The 11236-nt window shown below is 61.2% G+C and carries 12 protein-coding genes; 6 read left to right on the top strand and 6 right to left on the bottom strand.

Going from position 1 to position 11236, the window contains the following annotated elements; genetic code table 11:
• Positions 1–662: methyl-accepting chemotaxis protein (locus AAFM29_RS14725; protein WP_341713544.1), on the bottom strand; the 662-nt coding region annotated here is incomplete at its 3' end.
• A gap of 119 nt (positions 663–781) precedes the next feature.
• Between AAFM29_RS14725 and AAFM29_RS14720 the strand changes: the two genes are divergently transcribed.
• Both AAFM29_RS14720 and AAFM29_RS14715 read left to right on the top strand, forming a co-directional pair.
• A complete protein-coding gene (locus tag AAFM29_RS14720) occupies positions 782–1963 on the top strand; it encodes a VWA domain-containing protein (RefSeq protein ID WP_341713542.1) in 1182 nt (393 codons plus the stop codon).
• A gap of 4 nt (positions 1964–1967) precedes the next feature.
• The gene (locus AAFM29_RS14715) at positions 1968–2801 is read left to right on the top strand and encodes a DUF817 domain-containing protein (RefSeq protein ID WP_341713541.1); all 834 of its coding nucleotides are present in this window, start codon (positions 1968–1970) and stop codon (positions 2799–2801) included.
• Here AAFM29_RS14715 and AAFM29_RS14710 read toward each other — a convergent pair.
• The 4 genes from AAFM29_RS14710 to AAFM29_RS14695 all read right to left on the bottom strand — a co-directional run bounded on the left by AAFM29_RS14710 (position 2798) and on the right by AAFM29_RS14695 (position 6974).
• Entirely contained in the window at positions 2798–4081 is a 1284-nt protein-coding gene (locus AAFM29_RS14710) for an MFS transporter (RefSeq protein WP_341713540.1), read from the bottom strand. The genes AAFM29_RS14715 and AAFM29_RS14710 overlap by 4 nt on opposite strands.
• 132 nt (positions 4082–4213) lie before the next feature.
• Positions 4214–5233 carry an aspartyl/asparaginyl beta-hydroxylase domain-containing protein gene (locus AAFM29_RS14705; protein ID WP_341713539.1) on the bottom strand — a complete coding sequence of 340 codons (1020 nt, stop codon included), beginning with the start codon at positions 5231–5233 and terminating at the stop codon, positions 4214–4216.
• Positions 5230–6432 carry a DUF1343 domain-containing protein gene (locus AAFM29_RS14700; RefSeq protein ID WP_341713538.1) on the bottom strand — a complete coding sequence of 401 codons (1203 nt, stop codon included), beginning with the start codon at positions 6430–6432 and terminating at the stop codon, positions 5230–5232. The genes AAFM29_RS14705 and AAFM29_RS14700 overlap by 4 nt, the downstream gene beginning before the upstream one ends.
• Entirely contained in the window at positions 6429–6974 is a 546-nt protein-coding gene (locus tag AAFM29_RS14695) for a DOMON-like domain-containing protein (RefSeq protein WP_341713537.1), read from the bottom strand. Before AAFM29_RS14695 ends, AAFM29_RS14700 begins: the two co-directional genes overlap by 4 nt.
• 47 nt (positions 6975–7021) lie before the next feature.
• On the opposite strand from AAFM29_RS14695, the gene tyrS reads away from it, so the two are divergent.
• The 4 genes from tyrS (at position 7022) to cysK (ending at position 10998) form a co-directional block, all read left to right on the top strand.
• Positions 7022–8251 (top strand): tyrosine--tRNA ligase, encoded by a 1230-nt coding sequence (gene tyrS, locus AAFM29_RS14690; protein ID WP_341713536.1) that lies wholly within the window; start codon positions 7022–7024, stop codon positions 8249–8251.
• 98 nt (positions 8252–8349) lie between these two features.
• Positions 8350–8688, top strand: coding sequence for a PilZ domain-containing protein (locus AAFM29_RS14685; RefSeq protein ID WP_173214577.1), 339 nt, complete (start codon positions 8350–8352; stop codon positions 8686–8688).
• Positions 8689–8764: 76 nt separating this feature from the next.
• A complete protein-coding gene (locus AAFM29_RS14680; protein ID WP_341713535.1) occupies positions 8765–10084 on the top strand; it encodes an MFS transporter in 1320 nt (439 codons plus the stop codon).
• The gene (gene cysK, locus AAFM29_RS14675; protein WP_341713534.1) at positions 10081–10998 is read left to right on the top strand and encodes a cysteine synthase A; all 918 of its coding nucleotides are present in this window, start codon (positions 10081–10083) and stop codon (positions 10996–10998) included. The genes AAFM29_RS14680 and cysK overlap by 4 nt, the downstream gene beginning before the upstream one ends.
• A 23-nt stretch (positions 10999–11021) precedes the next feature.
• Here the strand turns inward: cysK and AAFM29_RS14670 are convergent.
• Positions 11022–11236, bottom strand: a 215-nt coding sequence (locus tag AAFM29_RS14670) for a hypothetical protein (RefSeq protein ID WP_341713533.1), incomplete at its 5' end; no start/stop codon positions are given.

Below are 11236 nucleotides of genomic sequence, written 5' to 3'. Positions count from 1 at the left end.
GTAACGCCCTGCAAAGTGCTTTCAATCGCAGTGACCGAACTCTTGGCTTCCGCGCTGGCTGTGGCACCGACCTGGATCTTCTCGATCACCTGCTCGGCTTCTGCGCCCAGCATATCGATGGTGCGGCCGATCTCTTCCGTCGCCTTGCGCGTCTCGCTCGCGAGGGTCTTCACCTCATTCGCGACCACGGCGAAGGTGCGACCCTGCTCACCCGCGCGCATCGCCTCGATCGTGGCATTGAGCGCCAGGATATTGGTCGTCTCGGCAATTTGCTCGATTTCCTGTGAGCTGCGACGAACCTGGTCCATCGCGGCGGCAAAGCCGGTCACGTGTTGGGTCAGCGTTTCGACGAGCCCAAGCAGGTTGCCGATCTGGCCCAGCGAATTGCCGATCAGTTCGGAACCCTGGGCCAGGCGATCGATCGCACGTTCGGACAGTAGGCGCGCCTCGTCGCTAGCTTCCAGCACCTTGCGCTGGTCATCGTCGAGCGCACGTACCGTGCCCTGCAGTTCCACATATTCGGAGCGAAGGTGGCCGAACGAATCGATCACCCCCTGGACGATGCCTGCCACATCGGTGCAGCCCACGGTCACCTTGCCGCAGCTTTCCGGTATCAGGCTGATATTCGCGGCGCCATTTGCGTCGATAGTTTTGAGTTCCATTGTCGAAATGACCCCCGTCTTTCCTTCCTGTGCCGATTAAACAGGAATGGTTAGCGCCGAGTTAAGGGAATTCCCGTTTTTCGCTTCGCCTGCGCAATCGATCGCGCTAGACCCGGGTCATGTTCTTCAACTTCGTAGACGAGCTGCGCGCAGCAGGAATCCCCGCAAGCTTCAAAGAGCACCTGACGCTGCTTGAGGCGCTGGACAAGGACGTGATCGAGCAGACGCCCGAGGCGTTCTACTACCTGTCGCGCGCTACATTCGTTAAGGATGAAGGGTTGATCGATCGTTTCGATCAGGTATTCTCCAAGGTCTTCAAGGGCATAATGTCCGACTACGGCCAGAACCCGGTCGACATACCGGAAGACTGGCTCAAGGCCGTGGCCGAGAAGTTCCTCACCGAAGAGGAAATGGAAGCGATCAAATCGCTCGGCTCGTGGGACGAGATCATGGAGACGCTCAAGCAGCGGCTCGAGGAACAGGAAAAGCGCCACCAGGGCGGCAACAAGTGGATCGGTACCGGAGGTACGTCGCCCTTCGGCAATTCGGGCTACAACCCCGAAGGCGTGCGCATTGGCGGCGAAAGCAAGCACAAGCGCGCGCTGAAGGTGTGGGACAAGCGCGAATTCAAGAACCTCGACAACACCAAGGAACTTGGCACCCGCAACATCAAGATGGCGCTGCGCCGTCTGCGCCGCTTTGCGCGCGAGGGCGCGGCGGACGAGCTCGACCTCGACGCAACGATTGAAGGCACGGCGAAGCAAGGGTGGCTGGACATCCGCATGCGTCCGGAACGGCACAATGCGGTAAAACTGCTGTTGTTCCTCGACGTCGGCGGATCGATGGACCCCTTCATCAAGCTGTGTGAGGAGCTGTTCAGCGCCGCCACGACCGAGTTCAAGAACCTTGAATTCTTCTACTTCCACAACTGCCTCTACGAAGGCGTGTGGAAGGATAACCGTCGTCGCTGGCAGGAACGCACCAAGACCTGGGACGTGCTCCATAAATACGGCCATGACTACAAGGTCATCTTCGTGGGTGATGCCGCAATGAGCCCGTATGAGATCACCCATCCGGGCGGCAGTGTCGAGCATATGAACGAAGAAGCCGGCGCTGTGTGGATGCAGCGTGTGGTCAACACCTACCCCGCCACCGTCTGGCTTAACCCGGTGCCTGAGAAGCAGTGGAGCTATTCGCAGTCGACCAAGGTGATAAAGCAAATCGTCAACGATCGCATGTACCCGCTCTCGCTGGATGGTCTCGACGACGCAATGCGCGAATTGAGCCGCAAGCAGGGGTGAACTTGTGAAGCATAGCCGGTTCGAGGCGGTTCGACTCCGCCTCGAACAATTCGATCCCGGCACGGGTTGGCGGCTGTGGTTCTACGAATTCCTGCTATTCGGTTTCAAGCAAGGCTGGGCCTGCCTGTTCGGGGCATTGATGCTCGCATTGCTCCTCGCCACGCATTTCCTCTACCCGGAAGGTGCTCCGCTTCATCGCTACGACTTCCTCACCCTTTCGGCATTGGCGATACAATTGGGGATGCTGGTGTTCCGGCTCGAGACCCTAGCTGAAGCCAAGGTGATCCTGATCTTCCACGTGGTCGGAACGGTGATGGAACTATTCAAGACCAGCGCCGGTTCATGGATCTATCCGGAGGCGAGCGTGCTGCACATCGGTGCGGTCCCGCTCTTCTCTGGCTTCATGTATGCCAGCGTCGGCAGCTATATCGCGCGGGTGTGGCGCATCTTCGATTTCCACTATTCGCAGTACCCGCCACGCTGGACGACATATGCGCTGGCAGTGGCAATCTACGTCAATTTCTTCGCGCACCACTGGCTCCCGGACATCCGCCTGGCACTGTTTGCGTTGACCGTTCTGCTGTTCTGGAAGACCCGCATCCACTTCCGCAACTGGCGCGCCCATCGCTGGATGCCCTTGCTGCTTGGCTTCCTCCTCGTTGCGCTGTTCATCTGGTTCGCGGAGAATATCGGCACCTTCGCCCGCGCCTGGAGCTACCCCGGGCAGGAAAGCGGGTGGGAGCCCGTCGGCATCGCCAAGCTTGGCAGCTGGTACCTGCTGATGCTGATCAGCTTCGTGCTGGTCAGCCTGGTCAATCCGGTGCGCGAACCAGATTAGCCCTTCTGGTCGAGCTCCTCGTCCAACCGCAGGCTGCACCGCCAGAAGAAGTAGGCGGGGATCACACTCATCGAGGCCGCGATGTAGAGCACCCAGCGGACGCTATCGTCGCCCAGCGATGGCTTGAGCACATCCGAAAGCATCCCGAACAGCAGCGGGCCGAGTCCCAGCCCGATGAGGTTCTGGAAGAACAGCAGCACTGCAGAAGCCATCGCACGCGCCTGCGGTGTGACCAGGCCCTGCACGCTCGAATAGGTCGGGCCGTAATATAGCGAGCCGAGGAAGGTCGGGAAAAACAGCAGGAACAGCGCGATGCGCCAGTCGCCGGCGGCATAGCCCAGGATAGCAGTCGGCGCGACGAGCAGCATTCCGATGGCGGCCGCCGTGAGCACATGCTGGCGCTTGGTCGCGCCATAACGGTCGGCGATCTTGCCGCTTAGCCAGGTGCCCAGGATCCCGCCCGCGCCGTTGACGATCCCGAAATAGAGTCCGACCTGCCCTGGCGTCAGGCCATGCGTGCGCTGGAAGAAGATCGTCGCCCAGGTGACCTTGCCATAGCTCAGGAAGGCGGCAGAGGAGGCTGCGATCAGGAGCAGGACCAGCGCCCTGCTCGAAAAGATCGAACGCAGCGCGTCGCGTGCGGGCAGATCGGCAGGATGGGTGACGGAGGATTGCTGGGCGCGGTGGCGTGGATCCTTGAGGACGAACCACACAATCACGGCCATCGCGACCCCGGGCAGCCCCACGATCATGAATGCCTGGCGCCAACCCAATATGTCGACCAGCTGGCCGCCGATGATCATGCCCAGCACGGTCCCGATGGGTATTCCGAGCGCGTAGAACCCAAGCGCCGATGCCCGACGCTCCTTCGGTACGAGATCGCTGATCAGCGAGTGAGCCGCGGGAGTGCATCCGGCCTCCCCGACCCCTACCCCGATCCGCGCGAGCAAGAGCTGCACGAAATTCTGTGCCAGTCCGCACAGCGCGGTCATCGCGGACCAGATCGCCAGTGCCACCGCGATCAGCCGGGGGCGGCTTGTCCCCGGACGATCGGCATATCGCGCGATCGGGAGCCCAAGCACTGTGTAGAACAGCGCGAAGGCAAGCCCGGTCATCAGGCCGATCTGCGTATCGGAGAGTTTGAGGTCCTTGGCGATCGGCTCCGCCAGGATGTTGACGATCTGCCGATCAATGAAATTGAAGATGTAAACGATCAGCAGAATCCACAGCGTAGCTTTGACTGCAGATTGCGATCCGTCCGCTGGTACGGCGGTAGCCATTAATTCCTCTCCCGAAGCGCCGGTATGCACTCTGTCCCTAGGGCAGCTTTACCAATTCCTAGACTTGGTCAAGTTCCGATACCCCAATCCATCTGTGCCCGGGCCCCCGGGAAAGCGGATTGGGAGTACGTCTCAGCCTTCGTCGACAACCTCGAAGAGAGCCTGAATCTGTTCGCGTTCGATTGCTTCCAGTTCAGGTCTCCAGATGTCGAAGATCAGGACGAGCCGGTCGCTATCGGCATCGTTGCGGGCATCGTGTTCCACAGTATCATCGAAGAGAAGTACCTTGCCTACTTCCCATTCGCGCGCCTGTTCGCCCACGCGCAATCGGCCGGGCCCCGGCACGATCAGCGGCAGGTGGCAGATAAGGCGCGTGTTGATCATCCCCGTGTGCGGCGGAATGGCCGATCCGGCGCGTAGCAACGAGAACATGATCGACGGTGCGCGATTGGATATCTGGCAGAGAGGCGCCAAGCCAGAAATGGTCTCAAACGCATGCGGGCTCAGTGCGATTCGTTCAGGCGCTGGCTGTCCCTTGATCGTCAGATCCAAGGTACTCCACGAAGGATCATCGAGCAGACCGTGAACATCGCCCTGCGGGCGCTGGTGGTCGGTGCTCACATAGGGTGCGAAGTTTCCCGACGATTGAAGGAGCTTGGCCGCTTCACCGCGTATGGCGTCGGTTTCGCGCTCGACTGCCGCGATCCATGGGTGCCGTCTAGGATCGTCGAACTGCAGATACGGCAGATCGGGATAGAAATACATCTGGGGAAGCTGCGGGAACCGCTCAAAGACGGGCTCGCGCTGCTGTTCCCCAAACATGATGGTGAGCGACTTCGCGAAGCGCGGGTGCATTGCGGAGCCGGCAATGCCTCGTGCGGCCAGTCCCTCGACAATATTGAGCCTGAACCGGTCGGCCAGCCACAAGCAGGCATCGCGCGCCCGCAGCAACTCGTCGCGTTCGATCGCAACCCCCTCTCCCGCAAGGCGTCCGACCTGGCCATAAAAAGCGTTTGCAGAGCGGTAATCCGCGGCAAGCATGCGGCAGTCGGCCTTTGCCAGGGTCGCGATGATATCCCGGCGATCGACGATCAGGCGGCGATCCGCTTCAGCCTCCTCCATGAATGGATCGGGGCTGTCGATCCCGCTCATGAATAGATCAGGTGCGGGGCAATTGTTTCCCTCCACGCGGCCTCATCGGCTTCGGCCAGATCATCGAGGTCGCCCGGTTCGGCTTCGCTGTCTTCTACCCAGTTGCGCAGCGATGGTCCCCCATTGATCACGTCGATCGCGAGACGGTCAAACTCATACTCATAGGGAAAATCCCGCCAGAGAGGATAATCTGGGTAGAGCCTGCGGATTGCCTTGAAGGCCAGGGCCTGCAACCGCCAGGGGCGGAAGTCGTGGTGGCTGTAGAACCGACCTTCTGCATGGATCATCAGCGCGTTACAGAGTGTTCCTGCGTGTTTGTGAAAAGTCGGTTCGAACCAGCATTCGCGCAGGGCACAGCCGCGAAGCCACTTCGGCGCAAGCCGTTCCATTTCCGCGCGCACCGCGGCGGCGTCGATATCGGGCGCGCCGAACAATACCTCGAGCGGGCGGGTTGTGCCCCGCCCCTCGCTCAGCGTGGTCCCCTCTAGCATCACCGTACCCGCGTAGGCTCTGGCCATGTTCAGGTTGGCCGCATTCGGACTGGGGTTGATCCACACGCGATCGGTAGGCCAGCCATAGCCAGGAGCATGGCCTGGCTGCCATCCCGTCATCTCGATCACGCGATAGTCTAGGTCCAGGTTGAAGTGCGCCTTGAACCAGCGCCCCATCTCACCCAACGTCAGTCCGTGGCGCATTGGCATTGGCGCCGCGCCTACAAAGCTTTCCTGCCCCGGCTCCAGCAAGGTCCCTTCAACCGGGCCACCGGCCGGGTTCGGACGATCCAGGACCCAGACGGATTTGCCGGCCTTGGCCGCCTCTTCCATCAGGTAAAGCAGCGTGGTGACGAAGGTGTATATCCGGCAACCGAGATCCTGCAGGTCGAACAGGAAGACATCGGCACAGCTCATCATCTGCCCGCTGGGGCGGCGGACCTCGCCGTAAAGGCTGAAGATCGGAATGCCGTAGCGCGGATCGGTTTCGTCCGCCGTCTCGACCATATTGTCTTGTTTGTCGCCCTTGAGCCCATGCTGTGGCCCGAAGGCGCCGGTGACGTTGACCCCGATGTCGATCAGCGCGTCTAGCGAGTGCTGGAGTCGCGAAGTTACCGAGGCTGGGTGCGCAACCAGGGCAACTCGCCTGCCTTCCAACTCGGCGCGAAGCTCTGGCTCATTCAGTAAGCGGTCGATGCCAAATCTCATGCGAGCGTGGGTGCCTCAAGCATTCCCGTGAAGCAAGCCGCCCTATGGAAATCGGGGGCATTGTCCGCCGAATGGGTGATCGCCCAATAGCTGGTGACCTGGCCCTCTTCTTCGATCACTGCGGTCAGGCCCATCGCGCACGGTAGGGGCGGCAGCATTTCGCGCGGAATTGCCGCATCGAAGATCGCCATGCTTGATCCCGGGCGCATGGTGAGGACAGGTTCCCGCTCAACCCGCCGTTCGCGCATTCCCACCCTGTAATCGTCGAAGTCATAGGCGTTCCATGCTTCCGATGGCGACAGGTTGAATTCCGAATAACCCGGACCCTCGCCCGCTTGCAGGAACACTTCGAAGCAGGTGGTTCGCCATAGCTCATCCAAACGTCGCCTGCCCCCCAGCTTAGGTAAGGCAAGTCGGGCGCTCCCGTCGATCCGCCAGCGAATTGTGAGCCAATTGGGATCGTCATTCTTCACCCGCGCCTCAACCGACCGGACGTCGAACGGCGGCCTGGCAGGGTGGGGGATGAGGGGATACGCTTGCATTGTCTTGCCCCCATGCTAACCGCCGCGCTCCAACGCAAGTGAACATCATGACCGAATATTCGTCCGACCTACTGCGTCTCCTCGAAGAGCGCGGCTACATTCACCAGATCACCGATCCCGCGGGGCTCGATGCGCTCGCCATGAAGCAGGTGGTCCCGGGCTATATCGGATTCGATGCCACTGCGCCCTCGCTGCATATTGGCAGCCTGGTGCAGATCATGATGCTTCGCCGCCTGCAGCAGACCGGGCACAAGCCGATCGTTGTAATGGGCGGCGGCACGACCAAGGTCGGTGATCCCAGCGGCAAGGATGAAAGCCGCAAGATGCTGACCAATGAGGATATCGAAGCGAATATCGCCGGTATCCGAACGGTGTTCGAACGGCTCCTGACTTTCGGCGATGGCCCAACCGACGCGGTGATGGTCAATAACGATGAATGGCTAAGCCAGCTCGGCTATATCGAGCTGCTGCGCGATGTCGGCCCGCATTTCACGATCAACCGCATGTTGACCTTCGATTCGGTCAAACTGCGGCTAGAGCGCGAGCAGCCGCTGACCTTCCTCGAATTCAACTACATGATCCTGCAGGCCTATGACTTCCGCGAGCTGGCGCAGCGCTATGCCTGCCGCTTGCAGATGGGCGGCAGCGACCAGTGGGGCAACATCGTCAACGGCATGGAACTTGGCCGCCGAATGGATGGGTCCGAATTGTTTGGCCTCACCACACCCTTGCTGACCACCGCTGATGGATCGAAGATGGGCAAGACCGCGGCCGGTGCGGTGTGGCTCAACGAAGCGCAGCTGCCGAGCTATGACTTTTGGCAATACTGGCGCAACGTCGACGATCGTGACGTGGGCCGATTCCTGCGCCTGTTTACCGACCTGCCGCTCGACGAGATCGCGCGCCTCGAATCGCTCGAGGGTGCCGAAATCAACGCCGCGAAGACGGTCCTTGCCAATGAGGTAACCAAGCTCGTTCGCGGTAATGAGGCGGCAGAGCTCGCCTCACGAACGGCGGCTGAGACATTTGCCGGCAGCGGTGCCGGCGAAGATCTTCCCTCTCTTTCGACGGGGGCCGAGGGTGTTCGCATCGGTGCAGCGCTCACCGCGCTCGGATTCACGGCATCCAACGGGGAAGCGAAGCGAAAGCTGGCCGAAGGCGCAGTCAAACTTGATGGTGAAATCATCACCGATCCCGGCCATCTGGTAATCGCCCCTGCAGGGGCCGAATTAAGGCTTAGCCTTGGCAAGAAAAAGCACGCCATTCTGCGCTCGTAATGACGGGATAGGGGGAATATTCAAACGGGAGGTTTACCAAATATCAGCCTTTTCCAGTCATCACTGACCCGATTGAAATCCAGGAGGATACCCTGTCCATGAGCGGCGGAGCACAACTGAGCGTAACCGACCAGCGGCGCATGGCGCGCCACCCGGTCGATCACCCGGTGATTGCCGAGCATTTCGGCAAGGGCGATATGCGCCTCCACATCGCGAACATTTCCGCAAACGGCTTCATGGTCGATAATGCGGAAGGGCTTACCCGTGGCGATCGCGTGATCATCCGGCTGCCGGTCGTTGGTCGAATCGAATCCTACGTGATCTGGACCCGCGACAATCGCGCCGGCTTCCAGTTCGAACGGATCATCCGCGTCGATGACTTCCTGGCGATGATCGACACCATTCAGCCGAACCCGCGCCTGCGCAAGTTGCGCTGACCCGGACAACATCTGATTCCAGAGCGCAAAGCAGGCGCGTCTTCACATCGGAAGGCGCGCCTGCCATGCGCTTGGCATGAGCTCTGAAGCGTCTTCTCCCCCGATAGAGCCAGCGACACCGCTCGCTATTCCCGATTTCCGCCGGTACTGGGCGGCGCGCTTCCTGGCGGTCTTCGCGACAATGTCGATGGTCGTGCTGATCGGCTACCAGGCTTACGATATCGCCCGTAGCGACTACGGCTATTCGACATCCGAAGGTGCATTCCTGCTGGGCCTGCTGGGCCTGGCACAATTCATCCCGCTGCTGGTGCTTACCCCAGTCGCTGGCTGGGCGGCTGACCGGTTCGACAGACGCGTTGTCGCCGCATGCGCCAATCTGACCGACTGCACAATTGCGGTCGTCCTTGCGGTTCTGACCTGGAGTGGCGGGCTGAACCTGCCCATCGTGTTCGGCCTCGCCGCGCTCCACGGGACGGCGCGGGTTTTCGTCAATCCGGCGATGAGTGCGGTTGCCCCGAACATCGTCCCGCCCAAGCTGCTGCCGCGTGCCATCGCTATGTCGAGCATCGCCTGGCAGGTCGCCAGTGTGATCGGCCCCGCCGCGGGCGGGTTCTTGTTCGCGGAAAGCCAATGGTTGCCACACGCGATTTCGGCCGGGATGCTGGTCTGCTCCGCCGCACTGATCCGCTCGATCCGCCCGATCCGCGCCGAACAGGATGCCACCCCGCGCCATCCCGTTCGCCAGATGATCGAGGGCGCGCAATTCACCTGGCGGCAGAAGTTCCTGCTCGGGTGTATCACGCTCGACCTGTTTGCAGTCCTGCTCGGCGGCGCGACCGCCATGCTGCCAGTCTTCGCTCGCGATATCCTGGCGGTCGGCCCCGAAGGGCTTGGCATCATGCGTGGTGCACCTGCAATCGGCGCGTCGCTCGTCGCCTTGTGGATGGCCTGGCGCCCGCTTGAGCACAATGTCGGTCCCAAGATGCTTTGGGCGGTCGTCGTATTCGGGGCGGCTACTGTCGTCTTCGGGCTGAGCCGAAACTTCGCCCTGTCGATCGGCGCCCTGACCCTGCTCGGCGCGGCCGACATGGTCTCGGTCTTCATCCGCTCCAGCCTGGTCCAGCTCAACACGCCCGACCGGATGCGCGGCCGTGTCTCGTCGATATCGGGCCTGGCCATTTCCGCATCGAACGAGTTGGGCGAGATGCAATCCGGCCTCGCCGCTGCGGTGCTTGGCGCGACCGGCGCAGTTGTTTTCGGCGGCGTGGGTGCCATAGTAGTCACAGCAATCTGGGCAGTGATCTTCCCCCAACTTCGCCAGGCCAAGACATTCGCCCCTGAATTCCTGCCGGACAGCACCGGCGCAGAAACGACCCGCAAGGAGGCCCTGACATGAAAGCCGACTCCGTCCTCGCCACCATTGGCGGCACCCCCCACATCCGCCTGTCGCGCCTGTTCCCCGATCACGAAGTATGGGTGAAGAGCGAGCGCGCCAATCCCGGTGGATCGATCAAGGACCGCATCGGCCTCGCCATGGTCGAGGATGCGGAGAAGGCTGGCAAACTCAAGCCCGGCGGCACGATCATCGAACCGACCAGCGGCAACACCGGAATCGGCCTGGCAATGACCGCCGCTGTAAAAGGCTACAAACTGATCCTGGTCATGCCTGAAAGCATGAGCCTGGAGCGGCGCCGATTGATGTTGGCCTATGGCGCCAGTTTCGACCTCACACCCAAGGAAAAGGGTATGAAGGGGGCGATCGAGCGCGCGCTTGAACTGGTCTCACAGACCGAAAACTCGTGGATGCCGAGCCAGTTCGACAATGAGAGCAACTGGAAGGTGCACGCGCGCACGACCGCGCAGGAAATCCTCGCAGACTTCGCCGATAGCCCGATCGATGTTCTGATCACCGGTGTTGGCACTGGCGGCCATCTGACCGGCTGTGCCGAAGAACTGAAGAAGAGCTGGGGCGCGATGAAGGCCTATGCCGTCGAGCCCACGCTCTCACCGGTCATCAGCGGTGGCCAGCCCGGCCCTCACCCGATCCAGGGCATCGGTGCGGGCTTTGTGCCCGAGAATCTGCATACCAAGTCGATCGATGGGGCGATCCAGGTCGAGCCCGAGGCGGCCAAGGAAATGGCCCGTCAGTGCGCCACCAAGGAAGGCTTGCTGGTCGGCATCTCTAGCGGTGCGACGCTGGCGGCCATCGCTCAGAAACTGCCCAGCCTGCCCGCCGGATCGCGCGTGCTCGGCTTCAACTACGACACTGGCGAGCGTTACCTTTCGGTACCGGACTTCCTACCGGAATAGGCGGGACCTAGACCCGATCTACGTTAGTAGTAGGCGTGGATCGGGTGCCCCCTTTCACCCCAGAAAACGAACCAGCGGCCCGCGGTTGCGACGATATCGATCTGCTCTTCCAGTTCAATCGTCGATTCTGCGCGTCGCCTCCCAAGTCCGAATAGACCCACCTTGCGTGTCTTCCGCGGCCCATTCTGTCTGACGTCTTCGACAGCCTGAAGGAGCTCCTTGCCATATCGCTCTGCGT

The organism is Erythrobacter sp. (assembly GCF_038133525.1).
In the GTDB taxonomy this organism is placed as follows: Bacteria; Pseudomonadota; Alphaproteobacteria; order Sphingomonadales; family Sphingomonadaceae; genus Qipengyuania.
This window is presented reverse-complemented; position numbering and strand designations above follow the sequence as displayed.